The 25,594-nt window shown below is 42.0% G+C and carries 25 protein-coding genes and 2 pseudogenes; 18 read left to right on the forward strand and 9 right to left on the reverse strand.

Annotated elements, in window-relative coordinates; genetic code table 11:
* Nucleotides 1–103 precede the first annotated feature (103 nt).
* From KP803_RS10860 to KP803_RS10880, 5 genes are all read left to right on the forward strand, one after another.
* Complete coding sequence (locus KP803_RS10860) at nucleotides 104–649, forward strand: phage regulatory CII family protein (protein WP_248008861.1); 546 nt, start codon at nucleotides 104–106, stop codon at nucleotides 647–649.
* Nucleotides 650–1,017: 368 nt separating this feature from the next.
* Nucleotides 1,018–2,187, forward strand: a complete 1,170-nt coding sequence (locus KP803_RS10865; RefSeq protein WP_345791559.1) for a replication initiation protein — start codon at nucleotides 1,018–1,020, stop codon at nucleotides 2,185–2,187.
* Nucleotides 2,188–2,292: 105 nt separating this feature from the next.
* Complete coding sequence (locus KP803_RS10870) at nucleotides 2,293–2,448, forward strand: hypothetical protein (protein WP_248008863.1); 156 nt, start codon at nucleotides 2,293–2,295, stop codon at nucleotides 2,446–2,448.
* A 379-nt stretch (nucleotides 2,449–2,827) separates the two neighbouring features.
* Entirely contained in the window at nucleotides 2,828–3,316 is a 489-nt protein-coding gene (radC, locus tag KP803_RS10875; RefSeq protein WP_248008864.1) for a RadC family protein, read from the forward strand.
* Between the two features lie 162 nt (nucleotides 3,317–3,478).
* On the forward strand, nucleotides 3,479–3,922 hold the full coding sequence (locus KP803_RS10880; RefSeq protein ID WP_248008865.1) for a lytic transglycosylase domain-containing protein: 444 nt from the start codon (nucleotides 3,479–3,481) through the stop codon (nucleotides 3,920–3,922).
* Nucleotides 3,923–4,074: 152 nt separating this feature from the next.
* On the opposite strand, the gene KP803_RS10885 is transcribed toward KP803_RS10880, so the two are convergent.
* A complete protein-coding gene (locus KP803_RS10885) occupies nucleotides 4,075–4,959 on the reverse strand; it encodes an endonuclease I family protein (RefSeq protein ID WP_345791556.1) in 885 nt (294 codons plus the stop codon).
* Between the two features lie 88 nt (nucleotides 4,960–5,047).
* Between KP803_RS10885 and KP803_RS21910 the strand changes: the two genes are divergently transcribed.
* Together KP803_RS21910 and KP803_RS10890 are read left to right on the forward strand one after the other, a co-directional pair.
* A complete protein-coding gene (locus KP803_RS21910) occupies nucleotides 5,048–5,170 on the forward strand; it encodes a hypothetical protein (RefSeq protein WP_282437248.1) in 123 nt (40 codons plus the stop codon).
* A 268-nt stretch (nucleotides 5,171–5,438) separates the two neighbouring features.
* Nucleotides 5,439–7,376, forward strand: coding sequence for a protein-arginine deiminase family protein (locus KP803_RS10890; RefSeq protein WP_248008867.1), 1,938 nt, complete (start codon nucleotides 5,439–5,441; stop codon nucleotides 7,374–7,376).
* Between the two features lie 1,374 nt (nucleotides 7,377–8,750).
* Here KP803_RS10890 and KP803_RS10895 read toward each other — a convergent pair.
* The gene (locus tag KP803_RS10895) at nucleotides 8,751–9,299 is read right to left on the reverse strand and encodes a TetR/AcrR family transcriptional regulator (RefSeq protein ID WP_248008868.1); all 549 of its coding nucleotides are present in this window, start codon (nucleotides 9,297–9,299) and stop codon (nucleotides 8,751–8,753) included.
* 102 nt (nucleotides 9,300–9,401) lie between these two features.
* Between KP803_RS10895 and KP803_RS10900 the strand changes: the two genes are divergently transcribed.
* The 3 genes from KP803_RS10900 to ltrA all read left to right on the forward strand — a co-directional run bounded on the left by KP803_RS10900 (nucleotide 9,402) and on the right by ltrA (nucleotide 11,988).
* Nucleotides 9,402–9,860 (forward strand): HPP family protein, encoded by a 459-nt coding sequence (locus KP803_RS10900; protein WP_248008869.1) that lies wholly within the window; start codon nucleotides 9,402–9,404, stop codon nucleotides 9,858–9,860.
* Between the two features lie 277 nt (nucleotides 9,861–10,137).
* Nucleotides 10,138–10,281, forward strand: a complete 144-nt coding sequence (locus tag KP803_RS10905; protein ID WP_162497971.1) for a hypothetical protein — start codon at nucleotides 10,138–10,140, stop codon at nucleotides 10,279–10,281.
* Between the two features lie 234 nt (nucleotides 10,282–10,515).
* Nucleotides 10,516–11,988, forward strand: a complete 1,473-nt coding sequence (gene ltrA, locus KP803_RS10910) for a group II intron reverse transcriptase/maturase (protein WP_248009055.1) — start codon at nucleotides 10,516–10,518, stop codon at nucleotides 11,986–11,988.
* Between the two features lie 319 nt (nucleotides 11,989–12,307).
* Here ltrA and KP803_RS10915 read toward each other — a convergent pair whose 3' ends face one another.
* From KP803_RS10915 to KP803_RS10925, 3 genes and pseudogenes are all read right to left on the reverse strand, one after another.
* Entirely contained in the window at nucleotides 12,308–12,607 is a 300-nt protein-coding gene (locus tag KP803_RS10915; protein WP_248008870.1) for a type II toxin-antitoxin system RelE/ParE family toxin, read from the reverse strand.
* A 7-nt stretch (nucleotides 12,608–12,614) separates the two neighbouring features.
* The gene (locus KP803_RS10920) at nucleotides 12,615–12,857 is read right to left on the reverse strand and encodes a type II toxin-antitoxin system Phd/YefM family antitoxin (RefSeq protein WP_248008871.1); all 243 of its coding nucleotides are present in this window, start codon (nucleotides 12,855–12,857) and stop codon (nucleotides 12,615–12,617) included.
* 377 nt (nucleotides 12,858–13,234) lie between these two features.
* Nucleotides 13,235–13,657, reverse strand: a pseudogene (locus KP803_RS10925) (IS3 family transposase); the annotation flags it as partial.
* Nucleotides 13,658–13,749: 92 nt separating this feature from the next.
* Between KP803_RS10925 and KP803_RS22025 the strand changes: the two are divergent.
* The 4 genes and pseudogenes from KP803_RS22025 to KP803_RS10935 form a co-directional block, all read left to right on the forward strand.
* Nucleotides 13,750–13,887, forward strand: a pseudogene (locus tag KP803_RS22025) (HipA family kinase); the annotation flags it as partial.
* 384 nt (nucleotides 13,888–14,271) lie between these two features.
* Entirely contained in the window at nucleotides 14,272–14,394 is a 123-nt protein-coding gene (locus tag KP803_RS21915; protein ID WP_282437249.1) for a hypothetical protein, read from the forward strand.
* A gap of 22 nt (nucleotides 14,395–14,416) precedes the next feature.
* Nucleotides 14,417–15,580 carry a YcaO-like family protein gene (locus KP803_RS10930; RefSeq protein WP_248008872.1) on the forward strand — a complete coding sequence of 388 codons (1,164 nt, stop codon included), beginning with the start codon at nucleotides 14,417–14,419 and terminating at the stop codon, nucleotides 15,578–15,580.
* Nucleotides 15,580–17,088 (forward strand): ATP-binding cassette domain-containing protein, encoded by a 1,509-nt coding sequence (locus KP803_RS10935; protein WP_248008873.1) that lies wholly within the window; start codon nucleotides 15,580–15,582, stop codon nucleotides 17,086–17,088. Before KP803_RS10930 ends, KP803_RS10935 begins: the two co-directional genes overlap by 1 nt.
* 576 nt (nucleotides 17,089–17,664) lie before the next feature.
* Here KP803_RS10935 and KP803_RS10940 read toward each other — a convergent pair.
* The 4 genes from KP803_RS10940 to tssD all read right to left on the reverse strand — a co-directional run bounded on the left by KP803_RS10940 (nucleotide 17,665) and on the right by tssD (nucleotide 20,584).
* Entirely contained in the window at nucleotides 17,665–18,039 is a 375-nt protein-coding gene (locus KP803_RS10940; protein WP_248008874.1) for a hypothetical protein, read from the reverse strand.
* A gap of 549 nt (nucleotides 18,040–18,588) precedes the next feature.
* Nucleotides 18,589–18,924, reverse strand: a complete 336-nt coding sequence (locus tag KP803_RS10945) for a hypothetical protein (protein ID WP_248008875.1) — start codon at nucleotides 18,922–18,924, stop codon at nucleotides 18,589–18,591.
* 421 nt (nucleotides 18,925–19,345) lie between these two features.
* Nucleotides 19,346–20,074, reverse strand: a complete 729-nt coding sequence (locus KP803_RS10950; protein ID WP_248008876.1) for a hypothetical protein — start codon at nucleotides 20,072–20,074, stop codon at nucleotides 19,346–19,348.
* Nucleotides 20,075–20,584: a type VI secretion system tube protein TssD gene (gene tssD / locus KP803_RS10955; protein WP_248008877.1), complete on the reverse strand. Its 510-nt coding sequence runs from the start codon at nucleotides 20,582–20,584 to the stop codon at nucleotides 20,075–20,077.
* An 869-nt stretch (nucleotides 20,585–21,453) separates the two neighbouring features.
* On the opposite strand from tssD, the gene KP803_RS10960 reads away from it, so the two are divergent.
* From KP803_RS10960 to KP803_RS10975, 4 genes are all read left to right on the forward strand, one after another.
* Nucleotides 21,454–22,590, forward strand: coding sequence for a hypothetical protein (locus KP803_RS10960; RefSeq protein WP_248008878.1), 1,137 nt, complete (start codon nucleotides 21,454–21,456; stop codon nucleotides 22,588–22,590).
* A gap of 529 nt (nucleotides 22,591–23,119) precedes the next feature.
* Nucleotides 23,120–24,190, forward strand: coding sequence for a DUF6765 family protein (locus KP803_RS10965; RefSeq protein WP_248008879.1), 1,071 nt, complete (start codon nucleotides 23,120–23,122; stop codon nucleotides 24,188–24,190).
* A 34-nt stretch (nucleotides 24,191–24,224) separates the two neighbouring features.
* A complete protein-coding gene (locus KP803_RS10970; protein WP_248008880.1) occupies nucleotides 24,225–25,169 on the forward strand; it encodes a hypothetical protein in 945 nt (314 codons plus the stop codon).
* Entirely contained in the window at nucleotides 25,169–25,501 is a 333-nt protein-coding gene (locus KP803_RS10975; RefSeq protein WP_248008881.1) for a hypothetical protein, read from the forward strand. Before KP803_RS10970 ends, KP803_RS10975 begins: the two co-directional genes overlap by 1 nt.
* Nucleotides 25,502–25,594 lie beyond the last annotated feature (93 nt).

Below are 25,594 nucleotides of genomic sequence, written 5' to 3' on the forward strand. Positions count from 1 at the left end.
TTTATCTTGCTTATTTCCGACGAAAGAGCATTGCCCATTGTGGCTCAATGTTCTTGGTTGGGGCTTCGTTTTCGTCTCGTTTGTCTTCCATTGAGTATTGGTTATGAACGACATTGACTCAATGTGCGAATTCCGTGGCTCTAAACAAAAGGCATTTAACGAAGCGTGTTGTGCATTTGCGAATTCAGAGAACATGACCTTGTTGGCTCAGAGTATTGGGATGAGCCCTGTTATGCTTCGCAATAAGCTTAATCCTGCGCAGCCTCATGTGCTCAGTTGTACAGAGCTCATCACCATCTCCAAAGTCACGGGAAATCACACAATCCTGAATTGTCTGCTTCTTGGGCTCGGAGTCGTGACCGCTCGCATTCCTTTGGACGTCAGTGAGGACTCTTTTGTTAAGAGAGCCTTAGACAGCTCGATGTACTCTGGGGAGCTGTCTCGAATGGCGTTAGAGTATGCCGCAAAGCCGAGGCTTACACGGAGCGAGAAGCACAAGGTTGTTCAGACCGCGCAGGCCAGCATCAGCGGTCATGTGTTACTCATTAATAGTCTTATTCAATGCAATCAACCCGTTACTCTGGGTATGGTAACTGATGCGATCGCCATCGATGAACCGGATCCATACGCCAGTTCGGAGGCGTTATGACTGGCCCCTATCATCAGCCTTGCCAGGATAGACCGGCTCACTCATTAACAGAGGGAGAGATGCAAAGGGGACTGCGGCATATCAAGCGGATCCGATGGGCTCTTTGCCAACATCAACTCTCTCCTTTACGACGTGAACTCTTGATTTTGATGCGTGAATTAAGGTGTTCGACGCACGTGCTCGTTCGAGGGCGAATTCACGTTCGACTGTGTCGATTGCAGAGGCGCATGTGGCGAATCAAGCAACGTTGGCTCTAGTTTTTAGCCTCTCATTGACAAGACGAATGGTTTGCAGAAAAGCACGCTTACTGAGTGGAGGGATAACCTATGCACGAACATCGGTCCGTAGCTAGGCAAAGAGGGAAACGCATGGTATCTCAGTCAGAACTCGCGGCGCCTTTATCAGTGCCTTCGTTGACTCGCTTAATGGAAGAAGCGCCTTATTTCGCTAGATGCAGCGATAATAAAACCGCTATGCTCGTAAGACCGCGTTGCTACGCCATTAGATGGCCGTATATGCAGGTCAACCGGCAAGACATGTTGGCGTGGATGGTCTTTGACATTGACCATGAGCATCATTCCCTCCCTAACCCCTACATCTGGCAAGATGAAGGATTGCCACCCCCGAACCTGATTGTTCGTGATCGCTCTAGTAACAAAGCCCATCTTTTTTATGCCATTGTACCGGTTTGCACGAGTGATCAAGCGCGAGCGAAACCCATTGCGTATTTCAAGGCCATTTATCGGGCTCTGGCATTGAGGCTTGAGGCTGACTTGAGCTATTCCGGTCCCGTCGCTAAAACGCCATTTCACCCTCGGTGGCAGACAACCGAACTTCATCGCAGCGTCTACGAACTTGGTGAGTTAGCGGATTCCCTTGAACTTGAGACAGATTGCCCTTGGCAACGCCAAGAAGAGGTGTTCGCTGACTCTCGAAATTGTACGCTGTTTGAAGAGACACGCCAGTACGCGTACAGCATTGTCGCAAAAGCCCGAGAAAAGGGGAGCTATACACAGTTTAAATCTCGAGTGGAGGGGGTCGCGCGATATAAAAATAGCGCGGATAGGATGGGTCGGTCTCCTTTGCCCTGCAGTGAAGTGAAGGCGTTGGTGAAGAGTGTTTCTCGATGGACCTGGGATAAATATTTTGCTCGAACAGACTGTCAGCGCGGTGTGATGAATTTGGATAAGAGGCTGTGCCTATTAGAAAAACAACGGATGGCCGCGCGTCGAACTCATCAGCTTCGGCGGATTCATACCTCTCGCCGTATTGTTCGCGCTTGCCAGCGTTTACTGCGCGCCAATCGAACGGTGACCATTTCTCTTGTGGCGCACACCGCACACCTCTGCCGGCAGACGGTAAGTCGTTATGCGTATCTCTTGGAACGAGTAGCGTCACTACCGATTTTTACTCGCCAGAATCGAACTGACGGTCGTGTTAATTATGCTGTACATCAGATATCTGCTCCTCCGGTACTTGGTTGGAGTAGGGCGATTGAAGATCAAATGAACGTACGGCCTAAATGGTCATCCCCTTGAGGCACCATGATTAATAGTTATTAGCCACTACAATGTGATGGCGCCCTCAGTCAGAGCAAGAGAATGGTGTTCACTGGTCTACTCAATCATTCGTTGGAGGTAGGTATGTCCGATCTACAGGAAAGTGAGTTACTTGAGGTGATGGCTTTTATTATTGACTCGGTCGCGCAGGAAACACAGAGCTCGGGTCGAGCTGAAATGGGTCTCTATCTGATCAGTTTGGTCATCGCAGAGTGTCAACGCAATTTAAATCGGAGGTGATAAACGGCTTCATAGGTCGCTTGGTATAACCGGGTTAGGGATCGTCTAAGGTTATATTCATGGCGCCGCTTGTCGCTACGAGCTGGGCTTGCGCTTGATAGAGTCCGTGGTAAGAAGCCGAGCCCTGCTCACCGTTCACCGTGTCCTCCGGCTGAATAGGGCGCTTTGTCTGTACAAGGAGACTGGGTGTGGGCAGCAGAAAGTGTGGTTATCAATCAGGTTCTTTTGTCTGTTGGCTCTTCGTACCTTCCTTTGAACCGTGCTCTGACAGAACTGGACTTTCAAGGGTGAAATGCACGCTTCGCGCCCTTGCAAATCAAAACCGTGTCAGCTCGCCGGGCAGTCAGACGAAAACGACACAGATAAAAAGGATCACCTGATGATTGCACTGACTCTGACATGCCAAAACCACACCCTGTTCACTGACGAAGAAAAAAAGGCGCTTGAACTCGCCGCAGACATCCTCAGAACTAAGCTGTTCCTCAATACGCTGCCAGCGCTGACTTCTCCGGATTTAGCCAAAGCCTACTGCCAAGCCTCACTGGTCGCGCGCGAGCACGAAGTGTTTGGTGCCTTATTCCTCGATAGCCAACATCGAGTGCGCTTTACTGAAGAGCTGTTTACCGGGACGATTGACGCAGCGAGTGTGTATCCTCGTGAAGTGGTGAAAGCCAGTTTGCAGAGAAACTCAGCTGCGGTGATCTTTTTTCACAACCACCCTTCCGGTGTGGCAGAGCCGAGTCAAAGCGATCGCAAGATCACTCGTCGCCTCACGGATGCACTGGCGTTAATCGATGTGCGAGTCCTTGACCATTTCGTGATCTCTCACGACAGCGTCGTGTCCTTTGCTGAAAGAGGGTGGATATAACGGTTTGACCGCTTCATCGCCTGAGCCCATGGCTCAGGTTTGTTTGGGCGTTAACCGTGATTTACCGGGTCGCTGTCTATGTTGAGTGAGACGTGACGAATACTGTGACGCCGCCATAAGCGTGACAATAAACCATCGAATTTAACGCGGAGTATTGTGATCATGAAAAGTTCGGGCTTACTGTTGCTCTTTCTTCCCGGTGCGGCCTCAGCGTTCTGTTTTGATGAGGCTGGCGCACATTACAATGTGTCTCCTGATTTACTCAGAGCCATTGCACAGGTGGAAAGTCATTTTAACCCAAGGGCATATAATGAAAACATCGACAAATCAGGTCGAGTGCTCAGTCGCGACTACGGGATCATGCAGATTAATTCGTCCTGGTTTACAAAACTTGCTGAGTTCGACGTCAATGAAGTGAGCGTTTACGATCCTTGTTTCAATGTGTCATTGGGGGCATGGATTTTAGCGTCAAACTTTGCAAGCCATGGTTATAACTGGAACAGCGTCGGAGCTTACAACGCTGGTTTTTCAGAACGCAGCAAGTGGGCACGACAAAGATACATTCAGAAAATCCAATCCGCCTATTCAGCCGCAGGCTATAAATAATCCCGGCATTTCTGATTGATAGCCCGTTCATGGAGCGTAGTTGAGCATTCGGTAACGAACTCTGTAAGCTTATTCAAGCGAATTGAACATGGCGTAAGTTTCACAAATTGTGCATCGTGACTTTTTAAAAGGTCAGTTCGCGAAACTAGCGGCTAGCATTGATGTCCCCATATCAGTTGCGCCCAGCCAGGTTCATCGATAAAAGGATTTCGATTCCCTTGAATGATGGCGACGCGATCGTTTCGTCTGCGTTCAAAGTCTGTCGGACCAAATGTGTGGTGCCATTCCAGTAATGTACAGAGATCGCCAATCTTTCCTTCTTTGGTGATCTGGTTTCCATGGATAAGTTGTAAATCTCCCATTTTTTCATCTGGCGTATTGTCTGTTTCTTCGTATCTCACCGCCATATAAAACAGCATTCTTGCGACTTGTCCTTTAGCTCGATCAGGCGGCTCGAATGACGATTGTGCTTTGTCCTTTTTCGCTTCAGTCCTTACCTTTGTACCATCTGATTTCTTATCAAACAGACTTTCCCCACCGACGTTATACCCTAGATTAGAGTGAGCATTGTTGATATTCCTATCTGCGGGTCTTAGGTGGTGCAGGTCTGTATAGCCGTCTTGGGAGGGCTTCTTGAAGCTTCGTGACTTGGGCCAGACGTGCTCTCTTTCCCATGTATCATGACCTCCGGAGCCTCTATTCGCAGTATCTACTGACACGATGTTCCCGGTGTACAGAAGAACGACTTCGTCGCAATCAAATCCATCGTGCTCACACGCAGCGTCGGTATAGGTAAGTGCTTCCCACACATCGATGTTTTGCCCATCTTGCCAGTTGTCATTACCGGACTCTGTGTACCTCAAGGCTAAATGACCGTCGAGAATGGAATGCAGGGCGACCTTTAACTCCTCCCCGGACTTACCTCTAGCCTCAGTGTAATAATCAATAGGGGGCGTAGCATACGTGATCAAAGGGACCGTTAGTAGGCAGCCGACTGTTAGTCTTCGAAACATTGTTCGCTTTCCTTGCTTAGTCATATTTTGAACGCACTGACTCGGTTAAAAACACATCATTACATTACTACGTTTTAGACCGCTAGGTAGTTCGGCACTTCACAAAGTGGAAATGGCTCACTCTGATGGGGCCGGTTTTGAACCAGTGGTTTGTGCCCATTCCATTGAGAACGTAATGATGATGGGCAGCGTTAGCTCGCCGTGGAGCCGCCAATACTCTGAGCAAGGCGGCTGATAATTTACGATTAATGAGTGTCATTCGATGGCGCGCTCTTGTACAAGTGGAGGGGAGTGAGGTTTTCAGTGCATGCAGACCTTCAGCACCTTGGATCCGACTCCAAAGGAAATCATGACGATGATAAAAATGCGGCGACGGCTATCTTTCTTTGACCCTTTCCTGCTTAAAGTGACAGCTCAATAACACTTATGACTTGAGTATAAGGCGTGAGCCGATCACGTAAAAAGGGGCATTGCAATATTCAAAAAACAGTGAGGATATAACAATGGAATCTAATCATTTTCTTTCAAGAGTTGATAGTGTGAGGGTTAACTATAATGTCCAGGTGGGGGCTTTAGTACTTGTCAACATTCATGGACTTAAAGTATTTCATGTTGAAAATGATGCATGGAAAGAGTTTGCCTTAAATACCCCAGTACACGCCCCTTTAGCGTATGAAGGGACGGTTAGCATCCAAGCCCTAGTCGCGGGTAAAAATAAAGCCACGCTCATTCATGTAGCTGAAGATGGTAGTGAAATCGATAGAATTGAAATCAATGTGGATGTATGTCGTGTATCTATAAAAAATGACAGTGATCGTGATGGTGATATTGACCTAAGTGATACGGGTAACGATGGTTGGGTTTGGGGGAGCAATCAAAGAGGGGCTGTCGTACTCGTAAATAATGACCTAGAAACAAACGAGCATGATCCATCAGGTCGTTATCATTCAGAATGGTCTAAATTAGTGGTGGAAGATACGTTGCTAGACGAGTTTCCACCAGGTGTCTTCTTGACTTTATCAACAGCTGAAGGGGCGGCATCAAGATTTACGGTCTATACAAAGTCAGACAGTGGAATCTATGAAAGAATATTAGGAGTAGATCCGTCTGGGGAAAGTGAAACGTTGCTCTCCTCTCCTCCGCTTTCTACGAAGGGGCAAGACTTGTATCTTGAAGCACACGAATACCCAAGTGCTAGTTTTGAGGGCTTAATCACTTTAGAACTATTGTTAGTCAAAGGTCAAAACGTTGTTTCTAATGACTCCGTTGTTTACCGGGTAGCCCCATGGATTATGACTCCGAACACACGTCCACCTGAGCGTGTATTTACGTGCAGGATTGTTAATGGGGATAATACAAATGAAAAGTTCATTGAAGGTCTCACAGAGGCTTTAGACAATATAAATGTTCCTTTAACAATCATAGAACCACAAGATCACCTTGGGGATAGATGGATCCAAGATGAAATAGAGTTTGGATATGCTCAAGGGTCGAGTCACATCTTACCAGTGGTTATGGATAGCCCAAGAGATAGAGGATTAGACGGATTTCCTGAGAAAGAACTACTCGGCGAAGACTTTGGCCATTTTCAAGTTGGTGGAAGTACACCGAACTCATTAGATTCATTTGGTAACCTTGAAGTTAGTCCACCAGTCTCGGTTAACGGGAGGGATTATCCTTTCGGAAGAATTATATTTGGCGGTAAGAAATATGGGGATTATTCTGAAGCCAATAGGCAAATGATGCCGCAACTGAGGAAGTTCTTATATTCACAGAAAGTTCAATCCCCTTTTGAGGTTTATACTGACTGGTTGACGGTTGGTCATGTGGACGAAATTGTTTGCTTTGTGCCCGCCGTAAATGACATTGGATTTTTGGTACTTGTCGCCTCTCCAGGGAGAACAAAGGCTATTCTAGAAAGATTGTCATTAAATGGTAACGGCAATACTGTCATGTTTGAAGGAATGAAACGTGGTCAGCCAGGAAGTCCGCAATCTGCTGAAATAACGGTTGATGAACTATTAAATGATGAGGTTTTTTGGCTGCACAATGATGATTATCAGAATGTCATGGACACCAACATCTCTATCATTAAGCGTGAATTAGGGGTTAGTGATGAGCATATCGTTCAAATACCTGTTCTTTTCCACCCCAGAGGAACGAAAAGAACAGCAGCATACTTTCCCGACATGGTTAATCACCTTGTTATTAATAATGTAAGCATCGTTCCAAAGCCACATGGGCCTATTGTTGAGGGAGAATGTGTTTTTGAAAAAGCATTTAAAGATGCAGTTCCAGAACGGGAAGTCGTATTCATTGAGGATTGGTATTCATATCACGAAATGCTTGGTGAGGTACATTGTGGTACGAATATTCAGCGCAAACCGTTTAATAATAAAACGTGGTGGTCATGTAAACCCGACGGAGGGTACGATATTTAAAACGACTAACGTCAAGCATACAAAGGCAAAGGAGTGAGTCACTGGATGGTCGACAGTTTGTATTTTGAAAGAATTCTTCCATTTCCTTACTTGGGTACAGCGATAAGCAGTGCTTGACTGCTTAATGGTAGCTAAATTAGAGGAATCACTGACACGTCTTTGTCCCTAAACGAGTCAGGGTGTCTCCGCTGACTCGGATTTTCCCCATTCAGTGCTGGCAATTAGGAAGAAACCCTTCTCAGTTGCTTTCCAGCTCATAAGTATTCCTCGCAGTTGAACTGTTGCCAAATGTGCAATACTTGCCTGAACGATGAAAAAGTTCAGTTGTTGCTGATTCTGCAACAGCACCCACCGACTCCATTTGTGCAACAGCTTGTTGCACAATTTGCCTAAAACACTTCTGCCCCAAACCTTCTCAGCCCCCAATATATTGACCAACCAACCAGTACTGTAATAGAGCAAATTAATCTAATCCGTACTTTGGGCACTTATACGGAAGTTTTCCATAATTCTGCCCAGGAATTCTTTGTCAACTCATATAACAGTTTGATACCTATTGAGTTTCATAGTGAATGGCAGCAACATAGACGGAATAAAAGTACGGAATTATTCCGTCTAAGAAGCGTTATAGCGCCGTGGGCTTGGTAACGTAAGGCAAACAAAATTATTACTTTGTTAATCTCAAGCCATACATCAATCAGCTGATTGCTAGTTGTATTTTTAGTTAGGCTTCAAGGAATGAAAAATGGCTATAATTCTATTTATGTATCTTGGGTATTTTATAGTTGCATGTCTTATCGCAAGCGCATGTATGCGAATTAGGTACGGGCTTATCAAGTATATCAATGTTGTGAGTCCAAGACGGAGAATACTACTCACAAAAAATACATATTCAGGTTTTTATATTCCTTTCAACCTATGTTTTGCTTTGATCGTCGCCGCCATTCTATTGAAAGCTGAGCCGGTGGTATTCTATACAATAATATTGGGTAGCTTAATCTGGCTGATTCTAAATACTATTAAGTTTATAAAAGAAATCAGTGATATAAAACTATGTACTCTAATAATACCTGTACTTTACCTATCATTGCCACTTGCGTTCATAGGTGTATATGGTGGTTTTTTTGTAAACCTTATATGGAGTGTAGCTATGCATTCTTCGCGCTATCGGGGCAATACAGATATTATTCGTAGTTACATGAGGTAGAGATATGTTTTACATCTGTGTTTAACCTCAGTAGATGCAGCGCCATAACAAGGCGCTCAACCGGACATACAAACGCTGGGCAATTTTAGTTTAGTTAGGCTTTGGTATTTACGGTGGTCATTTTTTAGCTAAGTGGTCGTGTTTGTCTACCAGTTAGCTTAGCGTTATCATTCAAGGCGGTGTAAAATCTTCACACTGTTCTCTATTACTTCAGAACTTGCGCCTGTCATATAAGCTGTTGTGATTGCCCCTTCTTTGAGTAAACATATCGCATTGAGCAAGTCGTCCGAATCTTCACTTAACTTGTTTTGTATTAATTGGCGCACTTGCGCTTTGTGGAAGCTACAATAACGAGATATTTCACTTTTAGCATCGTGGAATTCCGCAGAAGTATTTATAAAGAAACATCCGTTAAAATCGCCTAGTTCAGGCTCATGGCTTTCAAACCACTCCTTTAAAGAGTGAAATAGAGTGTCAATCAATTCACTATTATTGGTTGTGTTTTCAAGTTTAGCGCCCAACCATTGCATAAAGGTTAGATGCCTTTTCTCTAAAGCCCTAAGTACCAAATCTTCCTTGCTGCTGAAATGGCTGTACAGTGTCTTCTTTGCAACACCAGAAACCTTGATTACTTCATTAATTCCAATGGAATTAATGCCATGTCGGTAAAACAGTTCTAATGCCGTGCTTAATAGTAAGTCTCGTTTCTTGCTCATAAAGACACCTTAAAGTTGGTTTTGCGTATATTGACAAGGGTAGACCGATCTGTCTACAATTAAAAGTAGACAGACCGTTCTACTTTTAATTGTGAGGTTTATATGAATCATTATGTGTCTGCTTTAGTGGCAGGAGTTGGGGCTTCAATTACTCTTGGTCTTCTCTTGGTCGTGGAAGCCAATGTAGAAAGTGCAGCTTTGGTAATGGCCCCATTTGGGGCAACAGCAGTACTAGTTTTTGGTTTACCACAGAGCCCACTTGCTCAACCCAAAAATGTAGTTTTTGGTCATTTGGTCACAGCCGTAATTGGTATAGTATTTTCTCAGTACGTAGTTATAACACCCGTGAGTTTGGCTATTGCGACAGGGTTAGGTATTACATGTATGTTAGCCTCTAAAACAACGCATCCACCGGCAGGAGCGAATCCAATTCTAATTATGTTGGCAGGTCATGGCTGGTCATTCTTAGTTACTCCTGTCTTGATTGGCTCTGTCGTGATAGTTCTGATGAGTAAAGGTCTTCAAAAAATTCAACAATACACTTTAAAATCAGAATGCTAACAACGTTTAAGGTTTCAAGATATTTTTTCTAATCTGATATAAACGGTTTAGAGCAAGATGGCTAAATCGTTTATGTCCGTGCGACCTGAAGTCGTATGAAGCGTTGTTCACCGCTTTATGAGTGAACCGTCTGTATCACCAGATGAACCTACGAGCCTGAATAAAGCAGCGGCTCGGACAATGTAACGAAACTTGGCCGTTTGGCTGAGTGGGAAAAGAATCGTGAGAGGGCGTTCCTCCTGAAAACCACAATTCGGGTAAGTGCTAGGTAGTCAGTATGATGAACGTATGTGAATCCATTCAAGGTGCGTTATACGATGAAGCAGCGGAAGTGGTTAATACGCTGTGGCCAAAAGGCAATGAGAGTTGGAAAGAGGTTGGACAGTACTTTTTCGTGGTCGCCGTACTCTCCGCACTATAGTGGGCATCTAAGCTGACATTTTACGTAACATACGGAACAGGGTAAGCCTGTATCACTCCCTTTGGGAAAGCCTTTGTGGCCGATAGTGATGCAGGTATAGGAGGTCGGAAAAAGCGAAAGCTACATTGTAATGATGCAGATACAGACCTATGTCTGATCACGAAAGTGAGCCCACTTCCGACTGGTCTCCCATTGCGAGAGAATTTGAAGAACTTTATTCAAGGAGAAAAGCAAATGATGATCTCGAAAGAGATTAGTGCATCTTCTGACGGCGCTCAATGGCAGTCCATCGACTGGAAATCCATTGAAGCACACGTATTGAAGCTTCAAATGCGTATCGCAAAAGCAACTAGAGAAAAGAAATACGGTAAGGTGAAGTCCTTACAGTGGCTCTTGACTCATTCTCGCTCAGCCAAGCTTCTTGCGGTTAAGCGAGTCTCTCAGAATAAAGGCAGTAAAACGCCTGGAATAGACGGTGTCACCTGGAACACAGATACACGCCGTATGAAAGCAATCAATCAACTGAGCCGCAAGGCTTACTCTGCAAAACCACTCAAACGTATCTACATTCCCAAAAAGAACGGCAAGCTCAGGCCATTGGGCATTCCATGCATGATTGATAGAGCGCAACAAGCCCTCCACCTTCTTGCATTAGAGCCTGTGTCCGAAACGTTTGCCGACCTTAATAGCTATGGTTTTAGACCAAATCGCAGCACGGCTGACGCTGTCAGTCAGTGCTTCAAATGTTTGGCTCTAAAGCAATCAGCGAAATGGGTTCTTGAGGGAGATATTAAGGCTTGCTTCGACAAAATAGGGCATGAATGGCTGATGGACAATATCACTGTAGATAAACGAATGTTAGAGCAATGGTTAAAATCTGGCTATGTAGATAAGGGGCTGTTCTACGATACCGAAGAAGGTACACCTCAAGGCGGAATAATATCTCCAACCTTGATGCTAATGACTCTCGCGGGAATAGAGCAACAAATAAAATCTACAGCCCTGAAAATGGGTGCTAGGGCCAACTTTATCGGTTATGCGGATGATTTCGTGGTCACCTGCTCTTCAAAGGAAGTGCTAGTGAACGATATCAAACCGTTGATTGCTGACTTTCTGGCAGAAAGAGGGTTAACCCTCTCCGAAGAGAAAACGAAGGTCACTCATATTGATGATGGCTTTGACTTTCTGGGTTTCAATCACAGGAAGTACAAAGGGAAATTGCTCATTAAACCGAGTAAATCCAACACGTTGTTATTCTTGAGAAATCTACGAAAGCTCATTAAAAAGCACGCAACCATCCCTGTTAACGATCTTATCAAGTTGATAAATCCGAAACTCAGAGGATGGGCGAATTACTATCGCCACTGTGTTGCTAAACAAGTATTCGGGTATGTCGGCCACAAACTATTCCAAGCGCTATGGCACTGGGCAGTTAGACGTCATCCAACCAAGTCCAAAGACTGGGTTGTTCATAAGTACTTCCTCAATCGTAAAGGCCAGTGGCAATTTCACGGTTGGCAGAAAATCATGAACATGGACTGTCACTTCAATCTGTTCAAAATAGCGAAAGTGCCCATCGAGCGACACGTGAAAATCCGGAGTGCTGCGACCCCTTTTGACCCTCAATACCAAGAGTATTTGGTGAAGAGAAAATCTAAAAGGTTAGCTCGTAACTCTTGGAAAGAGCCTGTCCCGACTGCGTTATAAGTTGCTGGGTATCAATGATGCCTTAATGGAGGCTTGAGCCTAGTGCAGTGAAAGTTGCACGCTGGGTTCTTAGGGAGACGGCACTTGGTAACAAGTGTCGTCCACCCGACAGATATGTGTTAGGAGCAGTTTCTGCTAAGTTTCAAATATGTAGAACTAGAAAGCTACACATTTGCTACATGAGACTTTGATTTTTAGTGGGGTTCGCTGTTAAGTTGTTGAAATTTATCGTTTTATTGCTTGGGTGTTGTTCGTGTTAATGCGGCGTTAGTTTACCAATCAGAATAGCACCCTAACTGAACATGCTAGGGTGTGGTCATTATCGCAGATGGTTTTGCGGTAATTGCGATTGTCCAAGGACTGCAACGACCAAAATAAAGTCATCTTCTTTGGTAAAGTAAGCCGTGTGCTTGCCGATCGGGAAGTAAAAACCGTTTTGATATATATCGTTGCAGCTTCTACCTACTGCCGGGTTTTCAGCGAGCATCTGAAACCCAGTAAGAAGAGTGTCTTTATATGAGTTCCACTGCGCCTGGGAAAAGTTTGTAACAGTATAATTTTTGATTTTGTGTAAATGAGCCTGTGCTAATTTACTTAGTTTATATTTACTCTTGTGCATACTTTACTTACAACGCGCTTAAGAAGTTTTCACCGTCAACTGCATTACCTTGTGCTAAGTCTGCTTTTGCAGTCTCAAAGCAATGTTTTATATAATCGGCTTTCATAGCTTCAAGTTCTTCATAGTCTCTAATCGACATAACAACAACAGCATCTTTGTTGTTTTTACTAATTTTAACTGGCTCGCGTTGAGCGTTTAGAAGCAGTTCACCAAAATTACGTTTGGCATCATTTGCTGTTAATGTGTACATGTTTAAGCTCCAAGTCTGCAAGTACGGTATTATTATAGAGCATCACACTAAATGTGCAATTTAATTAAATCGTGCGATTTATTGGGGTGATTTCCCATACAAGCGTTTAAGAGGGGTTCTTTGCTTCTCTTTAAACTATTGTTTTATAATGGTTTGAATCTTTATTTTTCCCTCTAGGGGAACTGTAGAAAATAAGTGTTAATTGTGACTTTAATCACGGGTTTATTCTACTTATTGTTTTCGGTTCTTAACCGAATAGCTGCTCAAAAATAAAAGTACTGAAGAAACGGTTCAAGTTAATGGAGTTAATCTCAGTCTTCGAGGTACTTTTAAGATAGCGCACAAGCTTTTTAAAATAATATTTCAAACACGTTTTTGCCCTGGTTTGTCACAATGCTCGCGATGGTTCGAGCACCAGCAGAGCCGTTGCTTGCAACGTGGCTTTCGCTTACCAAGCTTAACCTTTTCAGCATTGATAACAGCAAGGTCTTTTTCGCCAATATTGATAGCTGCTTCGATGAATGCTGAACACTTCACACAATGTTTTTATGCTATAGCTCTGCCTGAGTTTCTCAATTATCGAGAATTGTTCAACGAGTCCGACATCAAGAGAGCGGTTGCCTTTTTTAATATTTTGTTATGTTCCTCAAGACGAGCTAGCTTCTTTTTAAGCTCGCGTATTTCAATTAGTTCAGGCGTTATTGGGCAGCTTCAGTAACTGAGTGGTTTTGATCGAGGACTAGCTGTGCTGCCTCTAGCTTAAATTCAGCGCTAAAAAGTCGTCTTGTACGTTTTGTCATAATGTCACCTGTTAACTTATGAGGTGATGATATCACCTCTAACTAGGTGGCCAAATTAACTATGCCACTACAACCACTACAATGAGAACAATAAGCATATTGTCAAAAGACGCAAAGCCACATCGAACGGTTTGGTTAAAGAATGGATCTGTGCGCGATTAGGTACAGCTTTTGGCTTGCCAATCCCAGATTTCTCATTAGCGTGGGCTGTGGTAAAGAATTTGAAATAGCAGGGGACACTTCTTGCCCTATTTCTACTTAGTTTTTGTTTTTGCTAAGAGGCTGGGTTATCGATTAAAAACGCCCCTATTGGAAGGGGTTGGGGTGCAAATTTGACCACACTGTTTTGACATTGAGACCAAGCCTCTCTTTTTCACGGGCACTTTGACTCAAAAATACAGGCTAAAAATGACAAGCTCATAGAGCGTGTTTATCGTACTAACGCTTCAAAGATTGCCAAGAAAATCCATTTAAAGCCACTCACACTAAAATATAATTAAGTATAAATAATTTAAACAACTTCAATGGGTCAGATAAGTTCAGGTCGACTGTGCACACTAATTCTTAGTCGGTACAGTCCACTTCATCTCTTAATGTAATGTTAAGGAAAAACTATGGGTAAAAAACGTACTGAAATTACCGAACCAACTGAGCCACCTCTGGGAGTAAGTCTTGAATTTGGCTTCTCCGAAAGCACAAATAGCAAAGAGCGCGATTTCTTAGCCTTCTTGGCTTAGCTTAAAATTTGAGGAGTGTTATATGTGTACATACCCAATAGAGCGCGAATTCAGTGGTCAACAGGCTGTCGAGACGATGAAACTTTGGTTAAAGGAGCATAACATTCACTCCTCACTTTACTCCACGGAAGACAATCTAGTGGCAACTGTCGAGCTTTCCTCTTTAACAGGAAGCCCCTTATCAAGTGGGTCAGGAAAGGGAAGCTACGCTGTAACAGGAGCGTATTTTGAGGCTTTTGAGCACATGATGTTGCAGTATCATTTTACTTCTTCACATATTCAAGTGGTTCCGTTGAAGGAATGGTTGAAATCAAAAAAATGCCACTCTCAATGTCTCTTTGGAAAGACACTGGCTGAATACGGGAATGAGTTATTGAAATTCTCAAGTTATCACTCCCTTTTATCCTTAGAAAACTATCTTGTGCCTGAAACTTTAATTAACCCTTTTTACATTGAAACTCTTCAGCCAAATGATGCGTATTGTTTCCTTAATAAATACACGTCAAATAGTGGTTGGGCATCTGGGTCTTCATATGAAGAAGCCGTGCTTCATGGAGCAAACGAAGTGGTAGAGCGCCATTGTTTGAGTGAATTATACAAACAATACATAGGTTATTCAGATTACTCTGGTGAATTCTACCGAGTCATCCCCCCATGGGAACTACTGGAAAAATATCAGCTATCTCTTCCCAATGTTGATGAGCTTTCTTTCATCATGTCTACCACACTCTTTGGTTCCCATTTTTGTGCGTGCGTGATGCACTCTGCAGCTAGCCCTATGGCATTTCGTTCGTCTGGTGTTTCGTATTCAGAATTTCATGCCGTAGAAAGAGCGCTCTCAGAGCTCATTCAAATTATAGAGAACTATGACGCTGTCGAACTTAATGATGATATTAAGGCAAGCGAATTGCTAAATAAATACGATAGATTATGTAAAATTACAGATCTTTCTGAGTTAGACACGCTACCTCTTATGGATTGCTCTGCCATGCAACAGGATTCAAGAGATTTTAAGCAGCATTACGAAAATCTAGTGAGTTCAGTTAAAGCTAAAGGGTATGACTTACTAGTCCATACGGCATTTAATCAGGAAAAAATATGGCTTACATCGACATATATACCCGGATTGGAGCGCTTCAATATTATAGATAAGGGGAAGTTGGTCGTACCATTGGGAGATATGTAATGCTTAAAGTCACCCACCTAAAGTATTTTTTGCTCTTTTTTATCTTACTTTTGCTTAAAGCTAACCTGGCGCTCCCTTCGTATTTAATCGGGCAGATAATTAACGTTGCTTCTCAGTCTATCTCGCTAGAAGGAATGGAGACTTTGTTAACGTATCTACTGTTGTCGACAGTAGTGACTATTAGTATATCTCCTATTTTTACCTATTTTTTTGAGCAAGAAGTACAACTCAACGTCGAGACCAAATCACGGATATTGTTTAGTCAGCTAATTCGTAAACCCTTTAGTCATTTCAAACGGTTAGAGATAGGTTCATTAGCCAGTAAGTTTGAAAGAGGCATAGGATCTTACGAGCAGTTCATCAATCTAAGCGTATCGCGAGGCTTACCTTTAGTCATTGAATTGCTGGTCTTTTGTGGCGCTATTGTTCTCTTTAGTGGATGGGGAACCTTTGCTCTAGTGATTGTTATCCTAGCGACTGCCGCATTGATTAAGACTCTAATTATCAGGCTAAGACGCCCTCACATCCGTCGAGTTAATGAGGCAGAAGATGAAATACTCGATCAACTTGTTGGTGTCTTTTCGGGTATACGCACCATCCAGTCTAATCGTGTCGAAGGGTTCTTTGAAAAGCGCATTGCTCCATTTTTCGAACATTATAGACAAACAACTGTATCGCTTGCCGTCAGCCGGAGTGTATTTGATGGTGTCGCTATAGCGACACACAGCTTAATGTCACTTTCCATTATCGCATTGTTCATATTTTACTTGTTTCCAGTGCAACACGCTGATGCTGGAGCGCTTGTCACAGCACTACTTCTCTCTGCTAGTTTAACGAGGGCATTCGCAGGGTTATTGGATGTCTATAGATTGCTTGATCAAAGCCAAGAAGATTTTTCAGCATTAAAGGAAATTTTAAGTCACAAAGGTGAAGGTTCTGAAGTGAGTGAGTTATTAAGTAAGGCCCTAGAAGAACTGGCAAAGCCAAATGTAAAGACCATTGCCGTTATAGGTAAAAGTGGACAAGGCAAAACAATATTACTCGATACTCTGGCAGGTTTGTTAACCCCAAAGCCCGTATCTCCTCTCTCTTCTAACTATCTAGAACAAAACAACTTTGTTTTCTCGGGAAGTGTTTACGACAACCTTTCCCTTGGGAAAGAAATGGATAGTGATTGGTTGACGAGTCAGCTAGATAAGATAGGACTGTCTTCTAGGCTGTCATTAGATTCGGAACTACATGGTAACGGTCAGAACCTCAGTGGCGGTGAAAAGCGAAGGCTGTGTTTTCTTAGAGCTTATATCCATTCCCCTGAATTATTACTACTCGATGAGCCGACAACAGGCTTAGATAGTCAAACTGGCCATGATTTGTGGAAGGTGATTTTTAGTCTATTAGAGCCACAAACCAAAATGGTTGTTGTAACGCACGACAATTCATATTTAGACCATTTCGATAAAGTCATCACTTTAGATGAAGTTGGCGTTGTACCATACCAACCTCCATAAACGATTAAAGACAAGATATATCCCCCTTAATTCAAAGGCGAATAACGACAAAGTCGCTTGGTAGTTAAGGTACGACAGAATCGCTTGGTGATCACAATGCTGGGATATTACTAGCGCGTTTGTGCCCCAAAGTGAGCCAGAGAGGGATTGAACTCAGTTTCAAATCCTGCAACTTGCCTTACTTTTCCTCATGGCTAGAGTTCCAACAATGTAGCTAAATGTTTTAATCCACAACAAACTAACCTTTAATCACACTTACGCACGAATATGTTGTTCAACTACTTTTAAGTCATTGAATAATAGAGAACTAACAGAAAATTTTTGATTGATAACGTGCCTTGAATCGGAAGCAATATGTGCTTACACGGTTTTCAACTAAAAATTAGAATAAAACTGGATTATATTTATAATTTTCAGTTGGTTAGGTAAAGATCTTGAGATGTGCTGAATACATCAATTCGCGCTGGCACGATATTAAAATGTTAGTTTACTTTGTGTCATGACGTTCATTAAATAACCTCAAATAAGGCGACTACTTTTTAATACTTGCCGCCTTTATGTTTATCTTTACAGATTTTAGTCTTGAGTATCTTCCGCTTTTATGACTTTTACTTCGTCATTTGGGAAATACCTAAACTCAAAATCTTTTTTACAACTACCATAAGATTGTTTAATCTCATCAATAGCCTCGGATAAAGTAATACTTCTTTCAAAGTGAGTACCATTAACAAACCCCGCTTCTAAGTCAATAACACCGTAGCCATTGGTACACTTTGCGACCCTAGCTGGTGCGAGATGACTTGGCATCAAGTACACTAGTTCACCCTCGGCCTCTAGTGTGAAGCGATCATTTGACGATGTAAGAAGCACGGTCTTAGAGTCTGAATCCGTAATTTTTATAACGGAGTTTGTATATACACGCCCGTTGCTATAAATTTGGTAAATAATCATTCGTAGATCTCGCAATTAAAAGTAGATTATAAATCTTAGTTGAACTTGCGAATATACATTTTGTCAAATTTAATCTGGTGTTAGCTATTGCTGTGGTTAAGTAAACCATACAAGGCGCTCAAGACGGATTCTGCAACGCTTGTCGTTTTCGCTTCGCTCAAAGTATAGGCAAGCGCAGCTCACACCTTGATCTGCACCATCAATACTGGACGCTACGTTAAGCGACTTTCCATACCTTTAGTTATCTATAAATTGCTAATTTAGGGGAAGCTATAGCTCATTTATGTCCACCTTCGTTTCAGTCAGAACTGGCTGAAACATTTCTGCCCCTAAACGTGTTTAGACAGAGGTTAGCTTTCATTAGGTTAATTTGGCTAAAAAGGGGGTAAGGCAAGATTGAATGCCAACTATATAAGAAGCTCTTACACAAAAGAATCAACACACCTTTCCCAAGAAATTAGCTATTACTCGACTTTAAAAAAGTTGGAGATAATTAAGTCTGCATTTTGATAGCGTAGAAAAACAGACTAATTAGGGTGTGATATTCCATCATAAGCAATTGATAAGGCGGGAGTAAATGGCATTGTAACCTAGCATTCCAACTATTAGTACTAAGGTGCCAAATATGGTTGTTAAGTGTAATTGGTATGAAGTTTTAATTTTATCATCGTCACTTTCAGTCGAGGCTGAACAGCCAAAAACAACCATATTTTTACCCTTGTTATAGTTTCTTAAGTGATTTTCAGAATGTAAGAAGGCTGCAACTGCAATAGCAGCAAGGATAGCGGCCTCTGTTGGGCTATAAATAATATTTAAAAGGATCGCTGACCATTGCACAATCTGAAGAAGATTTAATGCTCTATTGTTAATCGCGTATTTATTCATTTAGTATTTTTCCTGCTCAACTATTAGTAAGTGTAAGAATCAGTTGAGCTATCAGGCACTAGTGATTCAATACTTCAGCTGATAAGCAAGCATGTATGGCTCAAATTATTTTTGGTAACTCTAAAGTACACTTTTAATTAGCGTCAAAAACATGAAGACAAATGCAAGTAAAACTACTCCAATATTGAGGTAATAAGTCGTTTTTATTGAATCTACATTATCTGGGTTTTCTTCTGTTAGAGTACCAAATATTTTCATTGGTTTACCCTTGAAATAGTTCCTCATGTGAACCTCTGAAGCTATAAACGACATACCCCATAGACTAGAAGCTACTGCTGCTGCCTTTGGTTCAAAAAACAAACAAGCCACGACTATCATTATCTTGAAGAAGGTAAGGAGATTGAATAGCTTTAGTACATTTTCATTGTTCACGTTCATTTAAAATACTACCTATTACATAAGATGTTAAATTTTCAACTCTTGAAGTGACTGGGCGCGGAACACCCAAAAGACTAAGTCTGTAAGCTGCCCCTTTCCCTGCAGCATAAGCCCATCCAGGATTTAAGTTCATATCTGTGTAAGCAGATTGAAAGCTGTAGCTATGAGCTAGTACCTCTAACGGTTTTGCATACGGTGCGGCTATTAGCCCTACGTGCACAACATTCATGATATCTGATTGCTTATCTTTTGAAGCTGCTTCAATGTATTCTTGAAAAGCATCATCTTGAAGGTCATAGTTGGCTCCCCGCATTAAGCACTCGGAGGTAGCACAGCGAGCTCTAAAGCGGACATTAAATGATTGGTTGTTTATTGTCATATTACGACGATAGCTACCCTCGGCTATCGGTCTTTGCTCTGATCTATGCTTTCTATTTCTAGAAGCAGTGTTGATACTTCTAACTCCATCAATAAAGCCATATTTCAGTTTTACCAGTAGCTCCTCAGCTTGTGCATAGCTTAAGTTCTCTATTTGGTATGCTTTTAATATGGAACTCACAGCCAAGCTAAACTCTTGAACTGCCTTAGAATGTGTAGAGCGGTCTAAATTAAATTTAGATAGTTGCATTAATATGGCAGTGATAAATTGGTTAGATTTTTGCTCTAATTCCCAATAATGCTCATCGACTCTTTCTCTTGCAGTTATTGTCATTTAGTTTCCTAACAGGCTATCTTTAAGGCCATCTAATCCGTTTAACCAAGAAGAGTACCCATTAGTTGTTGCAGCTAAGTGTTTCCACTGAATATCGCGATATGAAATATCAACAATTTCTTGCATCTCGGATTCACCTAAATGGACGATATTTGGCATTTCAACATGAACATTTCTAATTAATGCACCAAGTAGCTCTATTTCATAGAACTTTTCTTGGAACCCTCCTGTTGGAGCATTTCGGTAAAAGGATATTTTACACTTCATCTCTTCACCATCGGCACAAGATTGAGCTAGCAGCGGGCTAGATTTATCAATTTTCTTGACTATCTGTACTGGTGAGTGAATCGAGCGACTTTCCCAAGCAAGATTATGTGAGAACCCTAGTACAGTGATCTCGTTTTCATGATTATCTTGAAATCCATTCCCCATGGAAGAGGCCGTATTACAACTTGTTGATAGACAGCCGTTATTCATGCTCTCAATAGTCATGTATGCGATAGTGGTCAATGGTTTATCTCCTTGATTTTAAGGAGTAAATAATAGCAGGGTATAAGCTGTAATGCACCGTTGCATACTGACTGGTAAAGTAGGCATATCTACTACCTAAACCTACAAATGTACTCGTGTTAATAGTGACTTTGGCATGAAATACTAAGCAAATAATAATAGTCAAACATGTGATATTCCAGCATGTAGTGGTGCGCTGAATTGAGTGAATTAGCTTAGGGTCAATGATAAAGACCTCTAGCAGTTTGCATTACCAGATATTATCCGAAAACAAAAAGAGGAATTGAGTCTCTAAGTAGCTTTTGTCCAGATCCTTCATAACATGAATTTACTCGTGTGTGTGATCACTAAGCAATTCTGTCTAACCTTAAATATCAACTCCTGTTAATAGCAAATTTTAGCTGCTCCTGTAGTTGTGTAAGTTTCTGACGCTACAACTCTCGTCTTTTTAATTAGGTGTTTTAAAAAGGCATCTTATGGTTTCAAGTTAGGACGTATTACGATTTCAATGAGCGGATTTTCGCTATCTACATAATTACTAATCAATACTTTATTCTTGCTAATTTAATCATCTGATCTATTGCGACTAAGCGCAGTGGCTAATAGGAATTAGGTTTATTCGTAATCAAATGTTGGTCAAAAGATAATTAATGTCGAGTACGTTGAGAGTACACAATTGAGAGCTCAGCCGTTAAAAACCACATTACTCTAGACTCGCTTATAGAAGAAACTAGCTAACGAAACTCCTTTCTGGACAGGAGCCTTCATTATCTTGCTTTACTTTTTGACTTAGCCATTTTGTGTACTAGTATTATGCATGCAATATCATATTGTACAATAATAACTAACAACTAAGAAGGCTTAAAGATATGGGTAGTACGACATTAATAACTTATCTAGATGCATTGAAATCAATTTCGATGCAGGACAAAAACGATCATAATATCAATGAGATAATCAATGAATTTGGAATGTTTCCAAAACTCTATAAGGAAGCGAATCCAACTGTTCAAATTAATGCAGAATTTAATTGCTTACAAAAAAAGTTAGACAAGTTCATCGATGAGGCAATCGCCAGTGAAGCTGCACAAATAGCAGCAGATGCCGCGATGATCGGATCTATTTTCAGTTTTGGTATCGGTGTTGGCGCGTGGGTGGTCGCAGAATCTGTAGCCATTGGAACAAAACTCGCTGCAAGTGCTGATGAAAAGGACTTTCAAGTGTCTGTTGGTAACATTGATTCTGAGCTAAATAAAACACTTCCACCTATGCTGGGAAGTTTCTCGGAAGCTGCGAAAAATAACAACAGTTATCTAGCGGGGCTGTTCCCTCTTTCTAGTGCTGAGCTATCAAGATCAATTTTTTATCAGTTCATGGGCCATATTACCAGTACTGGGGAAGCTCTTAATGTGGCTTCATTTAGAGAAAATGCAGAAGTAGCTAGGCACTACTACGAATCAGATGAGATAGATAAGGTCTACGATATTCTTGATAGCGTCAAAAACCCCGACGAGCTCGCAGAGGCACTAAAAAATATCAATAAACAGCTAGCTGATATTGCTGCTAAATCACCAGGTGTTGAAAGTGTAGGCCTAGGGATTGGGCTAATTTCAAACCTATCAACAATGATTTTTGCGAGAAAATTCTCACTTAGTAAAGCTGAATTATCACGAATTATGGTCAGTGCGGGTATAGAAGGTGAAGTTGGAGCTATGGCTGTGATCCGAAATATGTCGATAACAGGCAAGGTAGCGGGTGCGTTTATGGCTATTACGGTTATCGCCTCTGTCGTTATTGAAATACTCTCGATAATAAGCCTAGAAGATAAGCGCAAGAAATATCAGAATATGTTGAATGACGGTAAAAGTGGTTATCTTGATTTCTACACCTCACTTATTGATGCATCTAAGAAGTATGCCGATGATACTTCTGACATTACAAGTAATACTGTTAGCAATACCTTAGATAATGAACCAGTATTACAACCTACCCCAGAAGTTGCATAGTGAGTGATTTTTGTTATCAGTTGTAGCTATTTGAATGGACCGAGCTCGATAGAAGAGCTCGGTCTTTTCTAGGCGAGGACGTGGTGGCGGAGTGCAACACGTAAATGTCCCATTTTGATTCAGTCAATAATGTGTGATTATCGAAGGATTCCCGTGTTGTTCCTGTTGATGTTAGCTAATGGCCTTGTTCGCTAAATTCTAGTCAGTTACTTGCTAAGTATGCCTATATCACGGTTGGGCTCTGGGAAAAAACTAGTGTGTTTTTTCTTCAGCGATATCCTACTTAGATCAAGTGTTTGATCAAAGTTCATAACTATTTGTGACCCACCTCGTTTACATATTGGCGCCTCATATCAATTCGATTTCTTTATTTGTTATATTACCAATGTTTCATATTTGGTATGCGGTGACGAATCGATCGTTCACGAAGCACGAACCTCCCGAAATATATACGGTATAGCCGTTCGGGGTAGTTGCTTTATTCCCTGCTGCGTGCTCAATGTTAACAGTCATGCCAGTGGAGGCTAGAATGCAAATAGATGGACATCATACACTCACTTACGTTATCGCTCGATATGCTGGGGTTGAGCATCATGAGGCTGAAAAAGTTGCATATGCGGCACAATATGTAGATGAGGCGACAAATGATAAACCAATCCATTTTGAGAATGGTGCGATGTATGATCGTATTGTATCCGCTCATAAAATGCTCGACTATCGAAACACACAAGAGCTTGCAAATCATCAGGTGTGGATACCATTCCACTTTCTTCCTGGTAATAAGGGCTTTCCTTCAAACGTTAAATCAGATGGACGGTTCATACACCGACTAGTTTGCAAGCCAGACAGCCCTGTTGCAAGAGATATGCTGAGAATGGCAGCAATGCATTGGAACAAGCCTTACGGCGTTCATCTGATGGGGATTGCCATGCATGTTTATGCGGATACTTTTGCCCATCAAGGTTTTGCTGGGGTGATCCACGACTACAATAAAGTAGACAAGCTTGAATCTTCCGCCAGCTCTTTGTTGCAACGCATTAAAGATGACTTGGTTAGTGGTGGGGTATCTGCTTCTTCTCCTCTTGGACATGGTGCGGCTCTATCTTTTCCTGATAGACCCTACGCTTCATGGACTTATCAAAATGGAGAGGGGGAAAAAATAGTAAGAGATAATATCTCTATATTTTTACAAGCCGCCGATGCGATGTGCAAAGCACTGCAATGTTGGAAACAAGGTGATGTTGAGATAGATATCGATAATCAACCAGGTTTGACCTCTCAACAGCGCTCTATAATAGAACATGCCCTAAAAACCATAGATGATGAGGATGGTGAAATTCGCCATGCCGAGTGGCTTAAGTGGTTGCGAGAAGGAAAGTTTGGCTTTGCTACAGTCGATCTGTCGTTTGATAAGGATGGAGAGAGTAGTTGGAAACATAGGGCAAGGGGGCAAGGTTTCATACAAGATGGTCAACTTGTTTATCGCTATTCGTCATCCTTTTTAAATTCAGACTGGAAACTCTTTCATGATGCGCTCAAAACCTATCGCATAGAAGTGATCAGAGATGTCCTACCCAAGTACGGGATTTGTATCGCTTAGTGCGCCCACTCCTTAATACTAAAAGAGAAAATACATGACTAAATGGTTTGAAATCTCAGTTGTTCCAAGGTTACGGTTTATAACAACGACTTCGTTGGTCATGATAGGCCTTAGTGGTTGTGCATCGAATGAGTCGATTGAAATGGTGGGGGAGTACGCCAAGCAATCTACAGAGGTTCAAGGTGCCCTAATTGCTGTATATGAATCTGCCGATGACGCACGCATTAACGCAGAATTGATGAAAGCAACTAGGGATGGTATCACAGGGGCAGACCTAAATATTTCTACTATCGACAATGCTGGTCAAGAGGCTTTGCTAAAGACCTTGAATACATTTTCCCAGAGTATATATCTGCTTGCGACCGATGATAGAAGTGAAACTCTAGATAATTATTCAGAGAAGCTAAATTCATCGTTGGTATCTTTATCCCAGATGTCCCAAATCGGAGAGATTGATGTAAACGACGTTGAGTTAGTATCAACAAGCGTCAATGCGATCGCGCGTGCTTATACAGAGAAAATGCGTTATGACCTATTAAAGAAAATAGTCATTGATTCGGAGAACATAGTTCAAAGCGCATTTAAATCACTTGAAGGTGAGTTGAACTCTTGGAAGGAAGCGACAAGGGTTTCTTTGGAAAAAGAACTACGTATTCGCTTGTACCTACTCAACAACCCCAACCGTTGCGAGAACAATGACAACAAACGCTGTGTGACGTTCTATCATTCACTTGAAGATCGAGCCGATGCTTACAAGAAAGCTTATCAGATCAGAGTTCGCATAAATGAGTTAGATGCGAAGTTTGCAAAACTCGAAAGCGCTCTAGTTGATATTCAAAAGTTGAACCAATCGATAGTCATATCTTTAAAAAAAGATGACGACTTAACAAAAGAAGCAGCTAAGAAAGCACTCAAGTCTACTAAGACCCAGATCGATGCGATCAAAGAGTTTCGCGATAACCTAGAGGACTCTAACTAATGAACCATAGCCACAAGACCGCATACACTGAACTGAAAAGTATGTATGACGAACTTCAAAGCTACCTTGATTCCGTCATGTTAGATCCAGAAGATGAGTCGTTGTTACTACAATGCGAACTACTGGGAGATCAAATTTTTGCCTACAATGCGGCCATACTAAAAAACAATTCAGTCATACTCGCTAAAGGGCAAGGAAGTCTTAAGGAGCTTATTAATCAAGCTAAAGACGCTAAGGAAGAGTTAAAGAGCGCAGAGGATAAGGTCAAAGTGCTGGCTCAGGTAGCGAATGCAGTCGATAAGGTATTGGCACAGTTGGCTAAATTCTTATAAGTGCTGTGTGCAACTTAACTTCTAAGTATGGTGTTACTGGCTGAGCCAATAAGTTGGAGATATCGAAGTGTCGGACAGTTTCACGGGTACTTT

It is taken from the genome of Vibrio amylolyticus, assembly GCF_023145695.1.
In the GTDB taxonomy this organism is placed as follows: domain Bacteria; phylum Pseudomonadota; class Gammaproteobacteria; order Enterobacterales; family Vibrionaceae; genus Vibrio; species Vibrio amylolyticus.